Source organism: Asaccharospora irregularis DSM 2635 (assembly GCF_900129815.1).
Classification (GTDB): domain Bacteria; phylum Bacillota; class Clostridia; order Peptostreptococcales; family Peptostreptococcaceae; genus Asaccharospora; species Asaccharospora irregularis.
In genome coordinates this window covers 1-23,294 of sequence record NZ_FQWX01000006.1, presented here as the reverse complement: position 1 = coordinate 23,294, position 23,294 = coordinate 1, and the positions used below count along the sequence as shown (strand labels likewise).

The following is a 23,294-nucleotide window of genomic DNA, read 5'->3' as shown; positions in this document are numbered from 1 at the left end:
CTAGGAATTGCATGAATTCATACAATTCCTAGTTTTTCTAATCTATATCGATAATAAGTTTTTCTATTTTTGGCATAATATCATTTTCATCTATATATTTAGACTTCTTAGGGGTTTTAATGTCAAGAGTTATAGTAAATTTAGTTCCATATCCAACCTCACTTTCAACCCTTATATCGGCCCCTATAAGATTTGCCATAGATTTTACCATAGATAAACCTATTCCACTTCCCTGCATATTTCCTGCGAAATCTTTATTTACATCATTGAATCTATCAAATATAAAACCTATCTTATTCTCTGGGATACCAATTCCTGTGTCTCTTATTATTATATTTACTTTACTATTGATATACATTAAATCCACATATATGTGACCGTTCGTATTTGTAAACTTAATCGAGTTAGATAGGATATTTAGAATTATTATTTCTATAGCATTTACATCTACCATCATAAATAGTTCTTCTATATCAGTATCAAATATTAATTTTATCCCTTTATTGTCAGCATAACTAACTAAAGACATGACCATATCTTCTATAAGAGATACAATATCTTTTTCCTCAAGCTTAACTTTATAAAAACCCGACTCCATCTTAGTGAGTTCTATTAGGTTTTCTATTATTTTTATCAGCCTAAATGTATTTGATTTTACTAAGGCTACATGCTTATGTATACACTTGGATTTATCAGTTATTTTTCCCTTTTTGATTAATGTCTCTAATAACTGAGCACTTGTAAATATAAGATTTAAAGGAGTTTTAAGTTCATGAGACATACTAATAAAAAACTCCATTTTTAGGTTGTCTTTTTGTTCCCGTTCATATATCTTCTTTCTCAACATTTCTAATTTTTTTATGTCTTTCATGTCTTTTATTATAGTGAGTTTAAGCGTTTTATTTTTAAATTTAAAAGGTATACTAGCTGCTCTAGTGTTTATTATGTTGTTGTTCTTATCTATATATTTGATATTGGCATAATTAAACACTTTATTTTTCCTAACTATGGAGATTTCCTTATCTATCAACTCCTGAGAGTCTGGATGAGCTTTCATTAAATCCTTCCTACATATCCCAAGATCATCTACGTTTATATCAGGGTCTATACTAAACATATCCTTAAACTTTTTATTAATAAATATATACTTATTAGTATCTAAATCCTCCATGTATATTCCCTCTGGTATACTATCCAAAAGTGCTATATACATACTCTCTGTCTTTTTCAGGTAATCTATGGCCTCTATATATTTAGTTATATCGCTATAACTCATTATATTATATTTTCTGCCTTCATCATAATAGACAGTAGTATTTGATTCCAACCAAATTGTCTGGCCGTCCCCATTTACTATGGCATACCTAAAAAATCCTTCATTATATAACTCATCATTTGACTTTGCTCTTTTATTTATCTCGGAAACTTGTCTGTATTTGTCTCTATAGTCAATATGTACTACTTCATTTATAAATTTTTCTTCATCCACATCACAATACTCCGAGTCAAATATGCTTTCATAAGATTTACTGCTCTTTATTATGTTATTGTTTTCATCAGCTATAAATACAGGACTCTTTATATTAATTATTAAATCTTCGTACTCTTCATTTAGTGCTATTAAATTGTTTAATATCTCTTTTTCTTTGGTAATATCATCAAAAATACATACACATTCTTTTTCTTGAATCTGTGGTATATATGTACACCTGTAAATTCCATTATCCCTAGTCAATATTTCTTTTTCCGATACAACCTTTTCATTGTATGAATCTATTAAACAGTTTAAGAAATCGTCTTTATCTACAATATTTTTATTTATAGCTTCTAGGATATCTTCTATGGCATCTCCCTTTGATCCTACTATCTTTTTAAAAGCGCTATTTACATATACTATTTCTTTTTTTTCTCCAAATATTATGCATCCATTGACACTGCATGAAAATATTGAATTTAGATATCCTTCTTTATATTTAACTTCTTCTTTTATTTCATACTGTACATCTTTTATATTTTTTAATATAATATTTTTATCTTGTTCAATATTTTCTTGGTCCTTTATCACTTCATTTATTTGTTTTATGCGTATATAAGGATTGATCATTCTTGCATATATTATTATTTTGTATATTAAATATATTTGTAGCAAGGATAACCATTCTATAAGTATATGCATATACTTACCGTCATGTCCGATCTTAGGAAAGACTAATATAGTTATAAAACTTAAAATTTTTATCTTCATAATTCTCTTTATAACCAGAAATTTAGAGTTTCCTATATCATCATTTTTTTTAAATGCTTTTAAGTTGTAAATTAAATAAGCTAAGACTAAAACCAAAACTAAATCTGCTATATGAATAGTTATTTTGTTAATACTTATTAACTCCGCCTTAAAGTCTAATGCAAACAATATAATACATAGCAAAAATATTTTTATAAAGTATTTAGTTATTTCTCTAGAACTATACTTTTTCCCTTTGTTCAGGTAATTTATATTTATACCAAAGGATAATACCTCTACAATTCCCGAAACCATAAGCATCTTATGAAAACTTATAAAATCTTTTCCTATAAACAAACTACCAGTTATCAACAAACTCGATATAATACACCCAAGTTCTATGTAGCATGTAGATTCATATTCCTGTTTTTCTGTACTTACAATAGAAAATATTATAATGATACTTAATATAAAATTTACACTATTTAGGGTCCACTTATAAATTCCTTTATTTTCATACATTAAAATTAAAAAAAACAAAGAAACTAGTGTATAGAAAGTATAGACTACTCTAGATTTTACACATTTTCTAAAATCCAAATCACTCATCATTATCTCCCATTTTAATAGTATATGTCAGAAAATTCAATTTTAACCTTTTCTTCAATGTTGTATATACCCTTATTTTGTTGGCAATCCTCATAGTTTAAGTTTTTGATAGGAATACTTATTATAAACTCTGTCCCTACATTAACCTTACTTATTACTTTTATATTTCCACCATGCAATTCCACTAGATTTTTCACTATCGTAAGACCTATACCACTTCCTTCTGTATTTCTAGAAAGGGTTTTATCTACTTGGGCAAATTCTTCAAATATTAACTCTAGTTTATTCTTAGGAATCCCAACGCCATTGTCCTTTACACTTATACATACTTCTTGATCTTTTGTATATATATTCAAGTATATATTACCACCATTTTCAGTGAACTTGATACAATTTGATAGTAAGTTTAACATTACTCTTTCAATTTCCTGTTTATCTATATATACATATATTTCTTCTAGTTCTGTATCAAATATTAAGTCTATATCCTTTCTTGCTGTATAATCAGTTACATATCCAATTAAATCCTCTATTACTTCAACAATATTATGTTTGTCCAGTTTTAAGTTATAAAATCCAGACTCCATTTTTGTTAAGTCTATAATATTATTTATTAGCCTTTGTAATCTATATGAACTTTGTCTAACTAGTTCTATATGAGATTTAACGTTGCTGTTGAAGTCTTCAATTTTTCCGCTTTTATAAAATGAGTCCACCAGCTGATTTGAACTTGATATAACATTAAGCGGTGTTTTTAATTCATGAGACATATTAGCAAAAAATTCGGTCTTTATCTTATCTGTCTTGAGTCTCTCTAGTAGTTCTTTTTCAGCCATCTCAGATGTCTTTTTATGCGTTAAGTCTTTGGTAATAAGCATTATATACTTGTTATTTTCAATACTAAAAGGCAAAGCGTTGACTTCTACTTGTACTTTTTTATTTGTCGTCGCTACAAACTCATGTTCAAGAAGATATATATACCTGTTTTTTTCTAAAACCTCCATCATATTTTTATCAAATACGTCCTTTTCTTCAAGCGTTAGATTTATTATGTTTTTTACATTTGTATTTTTTATATCCTTTATAGAACTTATCTCTAACATATCCAAAAGAGATTTATTTGCATAATATATATTTAGTTCTTTATCTATTAAGCATATACCATCTGGAAGAATATCTATAAATCTCGCATATGATTTTTGGCTGTCTTTTAGCTTCATCTGTGCTTTTTTTCTACTAGTTATATCCCTTATTACAATTATTGTTTTATTTTTACCATTTTTAGTGTATCTAGAAAATCTCTTTTCTACATATATTTTTTCTCCATTTACGATATACTCACTCTCGACATTATTTTTGTCGCAATTTTCACTAAAATTTATGCTGTCAATATCCTGTTTAAATATATCCTTGCATGCTTTATTTACATACACCCTTTTTTCACCTTCAAGAACTACTATACCATCTCCAATACTTTCTAGAAAACTTTCGTACCTTTGATTTGCTTCAATTATCTTTTCTTCGAATTCTTTTTTCTTAGCTTTGTCTATTAATATACATAATGCCCCTTGTATATCCTGATTTATGACTAATGGTGCAAATATAGCTTGGTATATCCTTCCATCATTTGTATATATAAATTCATTGCTGTTTGCTTTAGTTTCAAATACCTTTTCTATGTTTACTATTAAGTCCTCATAATTTTTAAGATTTGGTTTTAAATCATCATCAATATTGTAACTTAACTTATGCTCATCACCACTAAAGCAGTATTTAAATGCATTATTTACATAAGTAATTTCCTTTTTATTATTGAAAACAACAATGCTATTGACCGAAGCATTTAGTGTAGACTGTAACTTTTTCTCTTTTATAGTTAGTACTTCCTTGAGTTCACCAATCTTATTAGTTTCGTGAAGTAACTTTTTATTTTTTTCCTTTAAACCTTCTGTCTTTATTAGCAACTCTTCATTTGTTTCATTAAGCATTTTATAAGTTTTTCTAACATTTGTTTGGATTATATATTGATATAAATAATATATTGCTAGGTTTGTTATTATTTGACTTATTAGATCCTCTAGGTAAAAGTTACCTATCACAAAATGTAATAATTTTGGAAAACTCGCTATGATTGTTATAACTAATATTTTTGTAAGTAATTTTTTTTCACATGCATCTAAGTCATAATTATTTTTTTTAATGCTTGTATAGATGGTAAGCGAAATTATTATTACAGACAGACTTATTATAAATACTATTCCCTCAAAAGATAAAGCCCATCTAAAGTTTGTAATGCTAGTCTTTGATAGTAAAGTTGCAGACAATACTATAGAACTTACAACTGCTACTACCCCCAACAAAACTCTAAATACTACAAAAAAGACATTAGTGTCTTTTTTACTCAATCTAAATGCTAGATAAATCCCAATTATAGGGAAAATATCAACCACACCTGAAATTATTATAGTCAAATTATTCAACATATATGAATAATGACCATATGTTATTAATCTAAATATATAAGCTACTTCCATTATCCCTGTAATACCAAATATAAGACCTATAATCTCCGATGTTCTATCTTTGTTTAGGTTTGTTATATTGAATACTATTATTCCCATAGCTATTAAAAAAGTAGAATATGTAGAATGTATAAACACCCCGCATTTTACCTGGTCCTTTACTAAAAGTAATAAAATTATAGAAAAACCAAGAATGCACAAGACACTAACCTTTTCATCCCATAATTCTTTTTTTTCAACATCTTTCATCATATCCTTCAATACTACACTCTCCCCCTATTGACCTTTAAAATAATTATACTATAAATAAACTGGCTAAAGTGAAAAAAATACCAATATAATATATAATGTATATGCTATATTGGTATTTAAAATTTTTTTATTATACTATTATGTTTAAAATAAAACTCTTTTGTTTTCTATGTTTAAAATAAAACTCTTTTGTTTTCAACTCTCTTTGTTATCTTGTTTCTATCAAAATTCTCTAGTATAATCATACAATTTTTTCTACTAGAATTTATTAAATCCCTATATTCGCCTAGTGTTATTTCATTATTTTTGTTTATATAATCTATCAGGTCTTGCTTTACCTTTATATATATCTCTTTATGCATTACATATGTGTCATCTAAATTTACTACTGACTCACCTATCATAGATTCTAAGACTTCTTGATAGTTTTTATTGTTATCGCAAACCTCTCCCATTGTTAGTATCGTCTCAGATTTGCAATCCTTTAACCTTTTTTCTATAATTTTGTATATTTCTTTTTGTTTGTCATTTAATACGACCTCAAAATCATATAACGATACAAAATTATCGACTATTTTAATTAGATTCTCACTGCATATTCTATCCAATAAAATATCCATGTCTCTAGTTTTAAACTTACTTTCTATTTTTGATCTTACTTCTTCTTTTAGTACACCTTTTCTCAATCTATGCTTCTTGTGGTATTCTTGTAAAAGGTTTATTATTTTCTCTTTTAGTTTTTCATATTGACTTATATGCAGATACATATTATTTATTATGATTACCTTGTTGTTTTCTAAGAGTTCGCCTAGAGATTTTTTTACTAAATCATCACTTTCACCAGCGTATGTCATTATATCCTTTATATTAGGGTAATTATTTGAGCTTCTCTTTAGATACTCTTCTATAATATCCCTTAATTCACCCTTTTCTTTTATCTTTAGGGTTTCTATTACTTTATCATCAAAGCGCTTATGCTTTCTAGGAGATGTATCTATTATTACACCTCCACCTATAGTATCCATAGGAGAATAACATCTTAAAACAAATACATCTCCTTTTTTGGACACTATACTTTCCTCTAGCCTAAGTTGTACATAACCGCTTTCTCCACTTTCGATCATTTCTTTATCTAAAGGAACTGCTCTACACAGTATTTCTCTAGTTCCATGGTATAATCTTAATCTATCCCAATGTTTTAATGTTTTTTCTGAATGATTTACTAGAGAAATCTTTGTGTCTAACATCATAGCCTCCTCCAAAGAATCTGGTGCAGCCAATACATTTCCTCTCTCTATTTCATCAACCTTGACATTAGAAATATTGATTGCTGTTCTTTGACCCGCATAAGCTGTATCTACACTTTCTCCATGAACTTGAATACTTCTTATTTTTGTTTTTATATTTTGAGGATAAACAACTAAATCATCATCTACACTAATTTTTCCCTCTATTAAAGTTCCCGTAACTACTGTTCCAAATCCTTTTACAGAAAATACTCTGTCTATGTTAAGTCTAGAAGGCGAGTTTTCATTTTTTCCCTCAATCTCATCACTAATTTGGTCTATTTTTTGTATTAGTGTATCTATACCTTTTTTAGATACAGAATCAACCTCTATAATATCTGCATTTTCTAGAAAAGTTCCATTTAATTTTTCTCGTATATCCTCTTTTACTAACTCTCTAAAGTCATCATCAACAGTGTCTGATTTAGTTAATACTATCATTCCATTTTTTATGTTTAAAAAAGTTAGTATATCTATATGTTCAATAGTCTGTGGCATAACTCCTTCATCAGCTGCTATTACAAGTAATACTATATCAATACCCGATGCTCCAGCTAACATGTTTTTTATAAATTTTTCATGACCTGGTACATCCACTATACCTACTCTTTTCTTATCAGATAAATCAAAGTATGTAAACCCTAAGTTTATTGATATTCCCCTTGATTTTTCTTCAGCTAGTGTGTCTGTATTTCTACCTGTAAGTGCTTTTATAAGAGTTGTTTTACCATGATCTATATGACCTGCTGTACCTATTACTATGTTCTTCATTTTTTTCTCCCTATTAAAGCTTTATATTTTTTAACTCATTTGCTATTATATCAAATTCATCTTCAAATATAGTTCTAACATCCAGTATATATTTGTTATCGTATACTCTAGCTATTATATGAGATTTACTTAGTCTCAACTTCTTCTCTAATAACGATACATTTATATTACTTGGTGTTATAGATATTACTTTAGATTTTATGGTTTCAAGTGGCATCGATCCCCCACCTACTTGAGAAAAACCATCTTCTATTTTTATAGTGGCATCTAAATTTAACTCTTCTATTTTTTTGTATAACTTATCCGCCTTATCTTCTAGTTCTTCTATAGAGTATGTCAACATCTTCAAAGAAGGGATTTCCTCAATTGCCTTATCCTCGTCTAAATACATTCTAAGTGTAGCCTCAAGTGCACATATTGTTAGCTTGTCTACTCTTAAGGCTCTAGTTAACTGGTTCTTTTTCATTTTTTCTATATATTTTTTCTTACCTACTATTATTCCAGCTTGAGGTCCTCCTAGCATCTTATCTCCACTAAAAGTCACTATATCTGCACCTTGTTTTATGGAGTCAAGTACTGTAGGCTCATATGATAATCCATATTTAGATAAGTCTATAAATACTCCACTTCCCAGATCCTCTATTACCGGTATATCATATTTTTTGCCTAATTTTGATAGTTCTTCTATTTCAATACTTTGAGTAAAGCCTAATATTCTATAGTTACTTGTGTGCACCTTCATTAAAACTTTTGTTTCTTCTGTAATAGCGTGTTCATAGTCCTTTAGATGAGTTTTATTCGTTGCTCCGACTTCAACTAAATTAGCTCCACTAAGAGACATTATACTAGGTATTCTAAAAGATCCCCCTACCTCAACAAGCTCTCCACGAGAAACTATAGCCTCTCCACCTTTTGCCATAGTACTCAGTACAAGAAGCACTGCCGCTGCATTGTTGTTTACCACTAAAACATCCTCTGCACCTGTTAATCTCTTTATTGTTTCTGTTAGGTGAGAATATCTAGAACCTCTTTCACCTTTTTCTAAATCGTACTCTAAATTAGAATATCTAGATGCAGCATGCCACAGATCATCTTTGATTTTTTCACTAAGAAGTGATCTTCCTAGATTTGTATGAATTACCGTTCCGGTTGCATTTACAACCGTTTTTAGAGATAGAGAGTATTTTATTTTTACGCTTTCAAGTGAACTTTCTACTATTTCATCAAATTCTATCGTAAACTTTTCTAGTTTTTCATCATCTAATCCCACTATTAACTTTCTTTTTGAATCTATAACTTCTCTGATGGATTCTAGTACTAAGCTCCTTGGATAATCTTTTAATATATCTTCTATCCTTGTATCTGATAACATCTCATCAACTGAAGGTAACATCGCAAATAATTTCTTTTTGTTCAAAATAATCACTCTTTCCTCATAATATATGTCTTAAGTTCTTTTGTATTATTCTTATACAACTGTAATATATTTTTCGCCTTTTTCCTTTACAGTACCTATTATTTTAGCTTCTATCGATCCATTTAATTTCATATCTTTGACAAGATCTGCTGCAAATTCTTCTTTTACAGATACAAGCAACCCTCCTGATGTTTGAGGATCATATAAAATATCTTCTACTGCAGTTTCTATATCTCCTAGCACTTCTACATCTTTTGATATATAGTGCATATTTTTATACATTCCACCAGGTATTATTCCCATTTCAGCCATCTCAATAGCTCCTTCTAAAATAGGAACTTCTTTTGCCTCTATTTCTATACTAACCTCTGATGCCTTCGCCATCTCCAAGGTATGTCCTAAAAGTCCAAATCCTGTTATATCTGTTACTGAGTTTACTTCTATTTTGTCAAAACTTTTTGCTGCGTATTTATTTAAGTGAATCATTACTTCGATTACCGTATCTCCAATACGTTTTTCTACTAATCCTTCTTTCATAGCAGTATTTAATACTCCTACACCTATAGGCTTAGTAATTACTAATTTATCGCCTGGTTTTGCTGTTGCATTTGATAAAACTTTATCTGGATGAACTATTCCAGATACTGATAGACCGTATTTTGGTTCTTTATCATCAACAGTATGACCCCCTACTAAAAGAGCCCCACTTTCTTTTACCTTATCAAATCCACCCTTTAGAATTTCAGCTAGCACATCCATATCATGGCATGAAGGAAAACATACTATATTCATTGCTACTGTAGGGTGTCCTCCCATTGCATATACATCTGATAGTGCGTTTGACGCTGCTATCTGTCCAAATATAAAAGGATCATCTACCATCGGTGTAAAAAAGTCTAGAGTCTGAATAAGCGCCATTTCTTCATTTAATTTATAAATAGCTGCATCATCTGCAGTGTCTAATCCTACTAAAAGATTTTCTGTGTTTTCATTTTTTGGAAGCTGAGATAAAACTGATGCCAGAACCTCTGGTCCTATTTTGGCTGCTCATCCTCCAGCTGTTGTCATCTCTGTAAGTTTTTTAAAAGTCTTCATTATAGATACCTCCTACCGTAACTTATACATATTTATAATAACATATTTGAGGCTCTATATTAAACATATATATTTTATGATTACTAAATCAGTCTACAGATATAAGTTCTCTTAAATCTTCGTATTTTTTGTCTCCTATACCGTTTACATTTTTTATTTCTTCTATTGACTTAAATTTACCACTTTCGTCTCTATATTTTAGTATTTTATCTGCAGTAACCTCTCCTATACCAGGTAATTCATCTAATTCCTTTGCTGTTGCTGTGTTTATATTCACCTTTTGGTTTGATTCACTTTTCCCTGACTCTTGACTGTCTCCCTGATTATTATCGCTTATGCATAGTTCCTCACCTATTTTCGGTATTATGTAATGTTGTTCATCCTCTAATCTTAAAGCTAAATTTACTCTATTTAAATCAGCGTCTTTAGTAACTCCTCCTAAAGAATTGACTGCATCCGATAATCTTTTTTCAACATCTAATGTTACAACTCCAGGATTGATAACTTCGCCACTTACATATACAGTTATTTCCTTTAAATTTTTATTATTTTTTAAGTTTTTATTATCTTTATTAGTGTCCTTAACATCTTCTTTGTCTTGTTTTTGTGAAATTGACTGTTTTTCTTTTGTGTCGCTTTCACTCACTACATAGACATTTTCACTTAAATTATCCATTCCTTTATATGCTATTAATATTATCGATAGAATGCTTATTAAGGAAAATATAATTATTTTTTTCATATTTCTCATCTTAAAATCACTCCTCTTCTTCATTATTGACAAAAATATGATATACTAAAATATAAGTTTAAATTTTGGAGGTCCACAATGAGAAGAAATTTATCACTCTTATTAGTACTTACTATTGTATTTACTAATTTACTAGGAATAGCAAACTCCTCATTTGCATATAAGAATGAGCCTAATATACTAGCTCAATATGCGGTTTTAATGGATTATGAAACTGGAAAAGTCCTATACAATAAAAACGGTAACCAAAAACTTTATCCAGCCTCAACGACTAAAGCATGGACGGCTTATTTAGTTATAAAGCATGTTGATGATTTAAATGAAGTCATAACAATAAAAGACTTGCCACATATTACAGGTTCTAGTATGTATCTAAGAAACGGAGAATCCTTTACTGTAAAGGAATTGTTAGATGCCCTATTGGTTCATTCTTGTAATGATGTAGCGTATGTATTAGCCAAGCATGTATCGGGATCAATCGATAAATTCGCTGAACTTATGAACTCTGAGGCAAAAAAAGTAGGTGCTCAAAATACCCACTTCAATAATCCTCATGGTTTACCAGATGATAATCATTACACTACAGCTTATGATATGGCACTTATGTCTAGAAAAGCCATGAGTAACCCTACATTTAGGTCGATAGTTAAAATGAAATATGTTAAATATCCCCCTACTGAGGCGTATCCATTTGAAAGACATTTTAAAAATACTAATAAGTTTTTAACTTCTAACGAAAAAATAAATTATAAAGGTAAACAAACAGATATAAGATATGATATAGTTGATGGTCTAAAGACTGGTTTTACTGATAAGGCCGGTAAGTGCTTATTGTCTAGTGCAACAAAGAACGATATGAGAGTAATAGCTGCTGTTTTTAAATCCAATGGCAATGATTTGTATACGGATTCACGTACTTTACTGGACTACGGATTTGACAATTTCTATTCTAGTACTGTAGTCAAAAAAGAAAGTTATCGAGATGAAAAAAATGTTTTATTTACCAAGCAAAAGACTTTGATATATCAACCAAAACACAGCTATAGTGTAGTACTACCAAACGGTACATCTCAATCAGAATATACTACAAAAGTAAAGCTTGATAAAATTAAACTTCCTATAAAAACTGGTGACAAAGTTGGTACACTAAAAGTATATGCCGATAATAAACTTGAATCTAGCATAGATTTAATCGCTCAAAACAATCTTAACAGTAGTTTTAGTTTTATAACAGAAAATGTACTGTTGATAAACCTAATCAAACTTATACTGATTATTGGGCTTGTATTTGTACTACTAGTTGTTTATGTATTTATAAAAAAAGCTAGAAGAAGAAAATCTATATCCAAAAATGTTATAGATATTAATAGAAAGAAAATAAAAAGAAATAAAAGAAGATAAAAACAAATAAAAGGGAGATGTATCCGATTACATATCCCTTTTATCATTATATAAATTTATTATTTAACTATCTTATTATCCAAATATTTTATTAGTTAAAGAACAACCTCTACAAGTAGCAGCTATTCCACCTAAAGCAGTTTCTCTTAACTCTTCTGGAAGAGTTTTCCCTACTTTGTACATAGCTTCAACTGTTTCATCAAAAGGTACTATATTTAGGATTCCAGCAAGACATAATTCTGCTGATATCAATGCATTTGCAACACCTATAGCATTTCTACCTTGGCAAGGAACTTCAACAAGTCCTGCTATTGGGTCACATACAAGTCCCATAACGTTTTGTAAACAGTGTGATGCAGCGTGTACTGATTGTTCTGGAGTACCACCCATCATAGCTACTACACCAGCGGCAGCCATAGCAGCAGCAGAACCAGTTTCAGCTTGACATCCACCTTCAGCACCAGCAACTGTTGCATTTCTAGTTATTATAGCTCCTATTGCAGAAGCTGTAAATAAAGCATCTATCATCTCTTCATCAGTTAACTCATATTCTTTTCCTACTGTTACTACAGCAGCTGGAAGAATACCACAGGAGCCAGCTGTAGGAGCTGCAACTATTAGTCCCATTGAAGCGTTTACCTCCATTGTACCCATAGCCGCTGCTAAGGCTTTATTCATAAAACTACCACAAACTGTTTTACCGTTATTTCTATGTGAAGTTAATTTTTTAGCTTCCCCACCTATAAGTCCACCAACTGACTTTATATCTTCTTCAACAGCTTTTTCAGTAGCTGACTTCATTATATTTAAACTAGTTCTCATTTTTTCTCTGATTTCAGCTTTAGATAAGCCTGAAAGTTCAACTTCTCTTTCTATACATAATTCATGTATAGGAAGATTTAATTCTCTACATTTTTGTAATAATTCTTCTCCACTTGTAAAATTAAATTTCATCTGTCTATTTCTCCTTAACTCTTAGAATTTGTCTAACACTACAACCTTAGCTACAACCTCAAATTTCTTTAGTTGATCTATTATGTCTTTTTCTAGTTTTTCATCTGTTTCTATAGTAACAAATGTGTACTCTGATCCTGCAGGTTTACTGTTTGACATTGTCGCTATACTCTTATTGTTATGAGCAAGAAGTCCAGTAACAAACGATACTGCTCCAGGTATATCTTTTATTTCTAATACTACAGCTGGTTTTGAACCATTGAAGTTTAATTGTAAACCATCCATTTCTGTAAGTATTATATTTCCTCCACCTATAGATGCTCCTTTGACAGTTGACTTTGATCCATCCTCTAAAATCATTTCTATTTTTACTGTGTTAGGATGTTCGTTTTCTCCCAAGTTAGCCTTTATGAATTCAAACGTAAGACCGCTTTCATCCGCTATATTAAAAGAATTTCTTATTCTAGAATCATCTGGATTAAATCCTAGAATACCACCAACTAGTGCTTTATCTGTTCCATGTCCTTTGTAAGTTTCTGCAAAAGAACCATGAAGCAAGAATTTAACTTCTTTTATAGGTTTTCCTGCTATTTTAGATGCAGTTTTTCCTAATCTTGCAGCTCCTGCTGTATGCGAGCTAGATGGTCCTATCATATTAGGTCCTACGATATCAAATACACTATAATCTTTAGCCATTAGATTCCCTCTCTTTTCTTAAGTGTCTCTTCTTAATTGTTTTTTTGATGACAAATTATTATTTATATACCCAGAAGATATAAAAAAATAACTCTTTTTATGTCGATTTATATATAAAAAAAATCATTTAAAATCAACATATATATCTTATTATCTCATATATTTAATATTATATATAAAAAATTCGTTTTTTGAAAGTAGTTTTTATTATTTTACAAAATCTAACCATTTTATTAAAGTATTTACTCTATTTATTCGTATAGTTTAACTATCTATATAATCTTTTTTATAATTATAAATAAAAACTAATTTTATATATTTATTAATATTACTTCTAAGTCTTCACAAAAATAAAAATTGACCAACTGTAGTTGGCCAATTTTTGCTAAACCTTCTATATAAAGTTTATGAATTAAAGCATATTATAATACAGCTATTAATTCTATCTCAACTTTAACATCTTTTGGTAATCTTGCAACTTCTACACATGCTCTTGCTGGTTTATTTTCACCGAAGAATTCAGCATACACTTCATTTATAGCTCCGAATTCATTCATATCTTTTATGAAAACTGTAGTTTTTACTACATTTGAAAAATCTGCTCCTGCTTCAGCTAATATAGCTTTAAGGTTTGTTAGAGATTGAGCTGTTTGTGCCTTAACATCTCCTTCTACTATTTCCATAGTTTCTGGTACAAATGGAACTTGCCCAGATATAAAAAGCATATTTCCAGCTTTTACCGCTTGTGAGTATGGTCCTATAGCCTTAGGTGCATTTTCTGTATGTATTACTTGATGTTTCATATTGAACCCTCCTTGTAAAAAATTAATTTCCATTATTTATTATAACTCTATACAATAAGTTTTGTACACATTTTTTATTATTAACATTAAAATAGTATTTATTATTTTTTTATAATGCATATGAAATTATATTCATTTTCAAACTGTTGATAAATATAATTTCCGTATATGCACTTCAAAAAAATTATCCTTTAAAGATTTTAGATAGAAATTTTTTTATAAATTACACTTCAGGTTAAATCTCAACATTTTGGTATTACTACATCTCTACTATTTTAAATCCTTTTTCTTCTATAGCAGTTCTTATCTCATCTATATGATTATGATCTACTGTTTCTAATACTAATTCAGCTTGCTATTTTATTACATGCTCCTCTTATTTTAAAAGAACCTGTTTTTTGTAGGTTCTCACATTTATAAAAAACCTTTGCCCCAGTCAAAGCACTAAGCTTATTACTTTCTAATATATCAGTCGTTCTAACTATATCTTTTATAGTTTCTCTAGCATCTTTTATATCCTGTAGTGTAACTTTCGCCATTTTTCATCCACTCCTATAAAACGTTTTTTTCATATCAACAACTTTATTCTATATTTTTTCTAAATAAAAATCAATAAGGAAAGCCTTTTTCGCAATTTTAAAATTAATTATAAAATATAAAAAAGATGTTTTACAGTATTTTTTTAATTAGTTAGTATTATTCACCTGATTTATTTAGGTTTTTTCGTTTTAAATGGGCTACAACAAAATTTAGCATAAACTTGATTTCGTGTAGCCCTTATGTTTATATTTTATATTAATTAAATATTATAAGATTTACTTAACAACTATATTAACTAATTTTTTAGGAACTGCTACTACTTTAACTATAGTTTTTCCATCTACTAAAGCTTTTATTTTTTCATCCTCTATAGCTAGTCTTTCCATTTCATCTTTATTTATGTTAGAAGCAATACTTAATTTTCCTCTAACCTTACCATTTATTTGAACTACTATTTCAACTTCATCTTTAACTAATGCAGTTTCATCATAATTAGGCCATTTTATATCAAATACGCTTCCATCTTTTCCTATCATATCCCATAGTTCTTCACCTATATGAGGTGTAAATGGAGCAAGTATAGTTACTATTGTTTCTATACCTTCTTTTATAACACCTTCATTTCTATTTTCTAATTCTTTGTATTTGTACATTTCATTTATTAATTCCATAAGAGCTGATATAGCTGTGTTAAATCCAAACTTATTACTTAAATCTTCTGTTACTTTTTTAAGTGTAGTGTGTATAGTATATCTCATAGCCTTGTCTTCTTTAGATAGTTCGCCTATTTCATAGTTAGACTTAACTATATCTGACAATTCATCAACCAATCTATATACTCTGTTTAAGAATCTAAAACATCCTTCAACACCTTGTTCTGACCAGTCTAAATCTCTTTCTGGTGGTGCTGCGAACAATACGAATAATCTAGCAGTGTCTGCTCCATACTCATCTATTATCTCAAGAGGAGAAACTACATTTCCTTTGGATTTACTCATTTTTGTTCCTTCTTTAAGAACCATACCCTGAGTAAGTAAGTTCTTGAATGGCTCTTTGAAGTCTAACATTCCCATATCATTAAATGCTTTTACAAAGAATCTAGAGTAAAGTAAGTGCATTATAGCATGTTCTACCCCACCAATATACTGATCTACAGGCATCCACTTATTAACTAATTCTTTTTTAAATGGTTCACTTTCATTTTTATTGTCTATATATCTTAGGAAATACCAAGAAGAATCTACAAATGTATCCATAGTATCGACTTCTCTTCTAGCTTCTTTTCCACACTTAGGGCAAGAAGTTGTCATAAATTTCTTTGAAGTCGTAAGTGGAGATTCGCCTTTTCCTGTAAACTCAACATCTGTTGGTAAAAGTACAGGTAAATCTTCTTGTTTAACTGGAACTATACCACAATCATCACAGTAAACTACAGGTATCGGGCATCCCCAATATCTTTGTCTTGAAAGCAACCAGTCTCTCAATCTATAATTAACTGTTCTCTTTCCTATTTTCATTTCTTCTATTTTGCTTACTATTCCCTCAAACCCTTTTTCAACTTCTAATCCATTAAACTCTTCTGAGTTTATCATCTTATTGTCTTCATCGATAACCTTAATTACATCTAAGTTGTACTTACCAGCAAACTCTTCGTCTCTTTCATCATGTGCTGGAACTGCCATAACTGCACCAGTACCATAATCAGCTAATACATAATTCGCTATCCATAGAGGAACTTTTTTACCACTTAGAGGATTTATAACATACTTTCCGATAAACATACCCTCTTTTTCTGTTTCTGTAGAAGTTCTTTCTATTTCAGTCATAGTATGCATTTTGCTAATAAATGCATCTACATCTGCCTCATATTCAGTACCTTTTACCAATTCCTTAACTAGTTCATGTTCTGGGGCCAACACCATATAACTAACACCATAAACAGTATCCGGTCTAGTTGTAAATACAGTTACAGACTTATCCATTCCTTCTATATCAAAAGTTATTTCTGCTCCTACACTTTTTCCTATCCAATTTTTTTGCATAGTTTTAACTTTATCTGGCCAACCATCTAATTCATCTAGGTCATTAAGTAACTCTTCTGCATAGTGTGTAGTTTTGAAGTACCACTGCTCTAAGTCTTTTTTTATAACTACAGAGTCACATCTGTCACATTGTCCTTGGACAACCTGCTCATTTGCCAAAACTGTTTCACAAGAAGGGCACCAGTTAACAAAAGATTTCTTCTTGTATGCAAGTCCATGCTCTAGGAACTTTAAGAATATTTCTTGAGTCATTTTATAGTACTCTGGAGTTGAAGTAGCTATTTCTCTATCCCAATCATAGCTAAGTCCTAGTAACTTTAATTGACCTTTCATATCTTCTATATTTTCCATAGTCCATTTATGAGGGTGTATGCCGTGTTTTATAGCAGCATTTTCAGCTGGAAGACCGAATGAATCCCACCCCATTGGATGAAGTACATTGTATCCCTCCATCTTTTTAAATCTGGCAACAACATCACCTATAGAATAGTTTCTAACATGACCCATGTGTATTTTACCTGATGGGTATGGAAACATTTCTAACACATAATAATTTTCTTTTGATGAATCTTTAGTTTCAGTTCTGTACTGATTATTTTCAGCCCAGGCTTGTTGCCATTTGGACTCAACCTTATTTGGATTGTAAGTATTCATTTATTTTCCTCCTTTGATGTATTTTAGTATATATAATTTCATTAAAAAATCCCCGCCCACTAAACTTACGTTTAGGGACGAGGATAATCTTCGCGGTACCACCCTAATTAGCCTAAAATAGGCTCTCTTAGATAGTTTTTATGCCAACTACGGCTAAATAGATTTAAATCTAGCAAGTTCAAAGTTAAATTTTGCTAGTTCTCACCACCCACTAGCTCTCTGGTAAAACTCAATCTTTTACTACTCTAGTCTATTTAATATTTTAATTTTTAGATTATATTTAACTATACTATCATTTCTATGCTAAAGTGTCAACATCTACATAAGGTGCATCTTTCCATAATTTTTCTAGGTTATAAAAACCTCTATTTTCTTCGTTAAATATATGAACCATAACATCTCCATAATCAAGAAGTACCCATGTTTGAGTTCCATGCCCTTCTTTACTTTTTGGCTCTATTCCAAGTTTAGTTAACTCATCTTCAACATTATCAGCTATAGCCTTTACCTGTCTTTGGGAAGATCCTGTAGCTATAACAAAATAATCACATAGACTTGAAACCTTTCCTATGTTAAGTATTGCTATATCCTCACCTAACTTATCATCTATTGCATCATATATTACTTTTGTCATGTTTTCTATAGTCATAATAATTCCTCTCTTTCCTATTTTTTAAGGTTTAATAATTATACCATAAACAAAAGAGTTTAAGCTATTTTATTTGTCAATATTATTATGCCACTATAGAGACATTTCTTGCATCATATAATTTCTTGCACTAACTGTTCTTGTATGTATTAATTCATCATTCTCAATAACGTACTTTAATGTATTGTTAAATGAAGTTAGTATAGCCTTGTCAAGCTCACCCGCATATGCTAATTTTCTTAGTTCATCTGCTGCAGGGAATTTTCTTTCTTCTTCTATTAAATCAGCTATGTATATTATTTTTTCTAATATACTCATTTCTTCTCTTCCAGTGGTGTGATACTTTATTGAGTTTATTATATCCTCATCCTTTATTCCTAATTCATACTCAGCTATATATGACCCTATTGCACTATGTGATAATGCTAGATTATTTTCTTCTAGTGGATCTAGATATATTTCATATTTTTCTACATAATCCTCTACTTGCTTTTCATTTAAGCATTTTGCACAATCATGAACCATTCCCGCTAGGTAAGCCTTTTCCTTGTCACAATCATATATATCACATAATTTTTCTGCACATTTAGCAACATTTAGCGAGTGTTCAAATCTCCCCTCTGTCAGCATTTCCTTTAGTTTTTTATTGATATTGTCTAGATTCATTTACTCATCTCCTTGTTCATATAATTTGTTTTTATATAAATAATTTTCCACTGTTTCAGGAACTAAGTATCTAACTGATCTTCCATCCTTTAATTGCTCTCTTATATATGTAGATGATATATCTAGGGATGGAACATAAACACTTATTATATTTGCTTTATATTTTTTTATTAGCTGTTCTATTTTTTCTTGGGCCACAAGTTGGTTTATTCCAGGTCTTGCAGCAGCTATAAATGTTGCTAAGTCAAAAATACTTTCTACATCTTTCCACTTTTCAATATCACATATGGCGTCTGCACCAGTTATAAAATATATTTCTGCATTTTTGTATGTTTTTTTTAAATACTTTAATGTATCTATTGTATAAGTCCTTTCATTTCTTTCTATTTCTACATTTGATACCAGAAAATTTTTATTGCTCGAGGTTGCAAGTAGTACCATATTATACCTATCGTATTTGTCTGTTTTTATTCCCAGTTTATGAGGAGGATTACCTGTTGGTATAAAAAATATTTTATCAAGACTATACTTGTCTCTAATAAACTCCGCTGTTGCTAGGTGAGCATAGTGTATAGGGTCAAATGTCCCTCCCAATATACCTATTTTCATTTTACTGTTATTATTTTTAAATTCATCTAGTTTTTTATTATTTTCCTTTTCTTCCATAATTACTAGATTATCGATTTTCATATTGCGTCTCCTTTTACAAGTTATATTATTATTGTACCATTATTTTTTATTTATTAAAGCTTATAAATTGTTTTTTTAGTATATAATTATATTTATAATATACGAAAACTCTTTAAAAAATAATTTTTTAACATACTTTCACTTAATTTTTTAATTAAAGTAATTTTTTTATAATTTATCTTAATTTACTTAAAATATAATTCAATAAAACTAATTTTTTTATAATTTTCACTAATATCCTCTATTAATATCGTTAATATAATTACAGATAAAATTTTTATATAAAAACAATTTTTTACTATAAAAATTTTCTATCTAAAATCTTTAAAGATTTTTTGAAATGTATGTATTTGAAATGTATATACTAGATTATAAAATATATTTAAAACTAAAATGAAATGGAGATATAATAAAATGAGTATAATAACTAAAATAGAAGCACAAAAAAGAAATTGTGATAGGGTTAATATCTATGTAGATGATGAGTTTTTTATGGCAATATTTAAAGAACTTGTGTTTACTTTCAACTTAAAAAAAGGTTCTATTATAGATAAAAAAGATTTAGAGGAAATTCTTAAAAATGAAATGTTTATAAAGGCAAAAAATAAAGCTTTAAATATATTATCTAAAGCAGATCAATCTGAGTCCAAGATTAGAAAAAAACTTTCAGATGATTTTGAAGAAGATACAATTGAAGATGTGTTAGAATTTCTAAGAAAATATAATTTTGTAAATGATGAATTGCTAGCTCAAAAAATAGTAAACACCAACCTCAATCTAAATAAATGCGGTAGAAATAAAATAAAACAAAATCTTTATAATAAAGGGATTGATAGAGAAACTATATCAGAGGCTATTTCTGAGATAGATACTGATGAAGAATTTGAAAATGCTATGTATTTGGCAAAAAAAAGATATGAAAGAGTTAAAAATGATGATAAAAGAAAGATATATCAAAAAATTTCACAGCACTTAGCTTATAAAGGATTTAATTACGATATAATAAAAAGAGTTTTAAGTAGAATTTTAGATGTTGATGAGTATAATTTGTAGTTTATTATGTTATAATTAATTTAGTATATTTTAAGATTTTATGGCTAAAATTAGGAGGTTATTCTGATGAAAATACTCATCGGTGTATTGGGGTTAATACTAGGTATCTACAATACCTTTCAGCTATACAAATACGACAGCATGCAGTAAAATTTAAAAAGTACTCTATTAAGTCCACAAAAATGTACATAGTAGAGTACTTTTATTTTTTTCTATTATATATGCTATAGTTTAACAGCCACCTATTTTTATGTATCTTTTAAGAATTTTTGCTAATGGAACCCCTAATATAAGCCCTATTAATATTTGAACTATATTTCCTGGGATAGACGTCAAAGGTGAAACTATGTTGCCATATAACAAAACTTCCGTTACATAGTAACCTACCAACATCCATATACCCGCTAGAATTATAGCTATTATATTTGTAATTGTATTATCCCCATTTTTATTGTTTGCCCAAGCTATCTTGCCTATTATATATCCCATTATACCTCTCACTACTAGCGTAAAAGGCGCCCATAGTGTCCAACCTGATACTAAATCGAATAATGCCATTCCTATTCCACCGGCCAAAGCCCCTTTTCTCTTTCCAAATACTATAGCTGATGTAAATAACATCACATTTCCTAAATGTATAAGGCCACCGTTTATTGATATAGGTAGTCTTATATTGATAAATTTAGTTGCTATAAAAACTAAAGCTATAAGCAGTGAGCTCTCAACTAAATCCTTTGTTGTAAATTTTTGCTTTGTCGTTGCCTGCATTTCTACCCCCCCATAATCCATTTATATCTCTTGTAGTATATTTACATTTTCATACGAAAACTGCTACAAAATTTCAATTAATATTCTAATCTATGTATTAATAAATACAATATTTGTTAAATACAACATTTGTTAAATATAGTATTTATTAAATAATTCTACTAAATTCCCTTTTCCCTCAAATCCCAAAGTTCTTAATCCATTATCCACTACATTTAATATATATAATATTTTGCTTAAAACAGCGTTTTCTCCCATATGACCTATTCTCAGTATTTTATCTTCATATTCAGCTAGAGATGTTGCTATAAGCGTATTATAATCATTTAATATTTGATTTCTTAGGTTTAGTGCACCTATGCTTTCAGGTATTTTTAATGCTGTGACTGTATTAGAGTAGTCTTTTTCTAAAAATAGTTCTAATCCGTATTCCTCAACAGATTTTCTAACTGCTGATGCAATTTTTTCGTGCCTATCTAAAACATTTTCTATACCCTCATCTAATATATTATCTAAGGCTCTATCAAGTCCAATTATGTCACTTATAGGCATTGTATAAGGGAAATATTTCTTTTCATAATATCCTTCCCATATTAGTAGATTACAATAAAAACCAGTAACATTTGTTTTTCTGTTTTTTATAACTTTCTTAGCATCATCACTTACACTCACTATTGTGAGTCCTGCAGGAGCAGATATTGCCTTTTGAGATCCACCAAGGGCTATGTCGATACTCCAATCATCTACTTTTAGCTTTTCTCCAACCATTCCAGCAACAGAATCTACAACCGTAATTATCCCATATTCTTTTAGTATAGGACATAAGCTACCTACATCATTTAAAACTCCAGTAGGAGTGTCACAATGCACTAAAGTAGCATATTTAAAGTTGCTATCTTTCTGTAAAAATTTTCTTAATTCATCAATATCTATACCTTTTGAATACTCTTTAGAATAAAGTACTACTTCTCCACCATACATACTAACAAAATCCGCAAATCCATCACCATAAATTCCATTTCCTATTACAAGAACCCTATCTCCCGGTTCTGTAAGTGATGCACAAGCTGCCTCAAGCCCCAATATACCTTCTCCACTCAATATGTATATATCATTTTTGGTATCTATTATTTTTCCCATTTTATCACAAGTATTTTTATAAAATTCTACAAATTCAACATCAATATCTGGATTTGTAGTCTTCTGAGATCTAGCTAATCTAACGTTTTCCCTCACCTCTGATGGCCCTGGCGCATAATTAAGTTTATTGTTCATCCAAATCCCCCCTTGTATAATGTAGTTGTAACATTTGATAGAAAACTTTCTAATAATCTAACGAACATTAACAACTTTTCTTAATTTTTAAATTTGTATAAAATCCTATCGGATCTTAATTCATTTCTTTAATTGTTTTCTATTAAAATTCTCCCTAATGGATGATTCAACTTTGA

At 29.4% G+C, this 23,294-nt stretch carries 17 protein-coding genes, 1 pseudogene and 1 other annotated feature; of the genes and pseudogenes, 2 read left to right on the top strand and 16 right to left on the bottom strand.

Annotated features, from left to right (window positions below; genetic code table 11):
• Nucleotides 1-37 precede the first annotated feature (37 nt).
• The 6 genes from BUB34_RS04160 to BUB34_RS04135 form a co-directional block, all read right to left on the bottom strand.
• Nucleotides 38-2,833, bottom strand: coding sequence for a sensor histidine kinase (locus BUB34_RS04160; protein WP_073124540.1), 2,796 nt, complete (start codon nucleotides 2,831-2,833; stop codon nucleotides 38-40).
• 14 nt (nucleotides 2,834-2,847) lie between these two features.
• Nucleotides 2,848-5,607, bottom strand: coding sequence for a sensor histidine kinase (locus tag BUB34_RS04155; RefSeq protein ID WP_242948823.1), 2,760 nt, complete (start codon nucleotides 5,605-5,607; stop codon nucleotides 2,848-2,850).
• Nucleotides 5,608-5,780: 173 nt separating this feature from the next.
• On the bottom strand, nucleotides 5,781-7,664 hold the full coding sequence (selB, locus tag BUB34_RS04150) for a selenocysteine-specific translation elongation factor (RefSeq protein WP_073124534.1): 1,884 nt from the start codon (nucleotides 7,662-7,664) through the stop codon (nucleotides 5,781-5,783).
• Nucleotides 7,665-7,677: 13 nt separating this feature from the next.
• Nucleotides 7,678-9,057, bottom strand: coding sequence for an L-seryl-tRNA(Sec) selenium transferase (gene selA, locus BUB34_RS04145; protein ID WP_242948822.1), 1,380 nt, complete (start codon nucleotides 9,055-9,057; stop codon nucleotides 7,678-7,680).
• Nucleotides 9,058-9,132: 75 nt separating this feature from the next.
• The gene (gene selD, locus BUB34_RS04140; RefSeq protein WP_084120168.1) at nucleotides 9,133-10,176 is read right to left on the bottom strand and encodes a selenide, water dikinase SelD; all 1,044 of its coding nucleotides are present in this window, start codon (nucleotides 10,174-10,176) and stop codon (nucleotides 9,133-9,135) included.
• Nucleotides 10,177-10,264: 88 nt separating this feature from the next.
• Nucleotides 10,265-10,927, bottom strand: coding sequence for a helix-hairpin-helix domain-containing protein (locus BUB34_RS04135; protein ID WP_073124528.1), 663 nt, complete (start codon nucleotides 10,925-10,927; stop codon nucleotides 10,265-10,267).
• A gap of 78 nt (nucleotides 10,928-11,005) precedes the next feature.
• On the opposite strand from BUB34_RS04135, the gene BUB34_RS04130 reads away from it, so the two are divergent.
• Nucleotides 11,006-12,328: a D-alanyl-D-alanine carboxypeptidase family protein gene (locus tag BUB34_RS04130; RefSeq protein ID WP_073124526.1), complete on the top strand. Its 1,323-nt coding sequence runs from the start codon at nucleotides 11,006-11,008 to the stop codon at nucleotides 12,326-12,328.
• Between the two features lie 75 nt (nucleotides 12,329-12,403).
• Here the strand turns inward: BUB34_RS04130 and sdaAA are convergent, their stop codons facing one another.
• The 8 genes and pseudogenes from sdaAA to nadD form a co-directional block, all read right to left on the bottom strand.
• Entirely contained in the window at nucleotides 12,404-13,282 is an 879-nt protein-coding gene (gene sdaAA, locus BUB34_RS04125) for an L-serine ammonia-lyase, iron-sulfur-dependent, subunit alpha (RefSeq protein ID WP_073124524.1), read from the bottom strand.
• A gap of 21 nt (nucleotides 13,283-13,303) precedes the next feature.
• Complete coding sequence (gene sdaAB, locus BUB34_RS04120) at nucleotides 13,304-13,978, bottom strand: L-serine ammonia-lyase, iron-sulfur-dependent subunit beta (RefSeq protein ID WP_073124522.1); 675 nt, start codon at nucleotides 13,976-13,978, stop codon at nucleotides 13,304-13,306.
• 422 nt (nucleotides 13,979-14,400) lie between these two features.
• A complete protein-coding gene (locus tag BUB34_RS04115; RefSeq protein WP_073124520.1) occupies nucleotides 14,401-14,781 on the bottom strand; it encodes a RidA family protein in 381 nt (126 codons plus the stop codon).
• A gap of 350 nt (nucleotides 14,782-15,131) precedes the next feature.
• Nucleotides 15,132-15,320 (bottom strand): annotated as a pseudogene (locus tag BUB34_RS04110) (pyridoxal-phosphate dependent enzyme); the annotation flags it as partial.
• Between the two features lie 276 nt (nucleotides 15,321-15,596).
• Nucleotides 15,597-18,017, bottom strand: a complete 2,421-nt coding sequence (gene leuS, locus BUB34_RS04105) for a leucine--tRNA ligase (RefSeq protein WP_073124518.1) — start codon at nucleotides 18,015-18,017, stop codon at nucleotides 15,597-15,599.
• Between the two features lie 70 nt (nucleotides 18,018-18,087).
• Nucleotides 18,088-18,280 (bottom strand) — a binding site (T-box leader).
• 35 nt (nucleotides 18,281-18,315) lie between these two features.
• Complete coding sequence (rsfS, locus tag BUB34_RS04100; RefSeq protein ID WP_073124516.1) at nucleotides 18,316-18,666, bottom strand: ribosome silencing factor; 351 nt, start codon at nucleotides 18,664-18,666, stop codon at nucleotides 18,316-18,318.
• A gap of 93 nt (nucleotides 18,667-18,759) precedes the next feature.
• Nucleotides 18,760-19,332, bottom strand: a complete 573-nt coding sequence (gene yqeK, locus BUB34_RS04095; protein ID WP_073124514.1) for a bis(5'-nucleosyl)-tetraphosphatase (symmetrical) YqeK — start codon at nucleotides 19,330-19,332, stop codon at nucleotides 18,760-18,762.
• Nucleotides 19,333-20,022 (bottom strand): nicotinate-nucleotide adenylyltransferase, encoded by a 690-nt coding sequence (nadD, locus tag BUB34_RS04090; protein WP_084120164.1) that lies wholly within the window; start codon nucleotides 20,020-20,022, stop codon nucleotides 19,333-19,335.
• A 414-nt stretch (nucleotides 20,023-20,436) separates the two neighbouring features.
• On the opposite strand from nadD, the gene recX reads away from it, so the two are divergent.
• The gene (gene recX / locus BUB34_RS04085; protein WP_073124511.1) at nucleotides 20,437-21,075 is read left to right on the top strand and encodes a recombination regulator RecX; all 639 of its coding nucleotides are present in this window, start codon (nucleotides 20,437-20,439) and stop codon (nucleotides 21,073-21,075) included.
• Nucleotides 21,076-21,306: 231 nt separating this feature from the next.
• Here recX and BUB34_RS04080 read toward each other — a convergent pair whose 3' ends face one another.
• Complete coding sequence (locus BUB34_RS04080) at nucleotides 21,307-21,843, bottom strand: ECF transporter S component (RefSeq protein WP_073124711.1); 537 nt, start codon at nucleotides 21,841-21,843, stop codon at nucleotides 21,307-21,309.
• Nucleotides 21,844-21,975: 132 nt separating this feature from the next.
• Nucleotides 21,976-23,118 carry a pyridoxal-phosphate-dependent aminotransferase family protein gene (locus tag BUB34_RS04075; RefSeq protein WP_073124509.1) on the bottom strand — a complete coding sequence of 381 codons (1,143 nt, stop codon included), beginning with the start codon at nucleotides 23,116-23,118 and terminating at the stop codon, nucleotides 21,976-21,978.
• Nucleotides 23,119-23,294 lie beyond the last annotated feature (176 nt).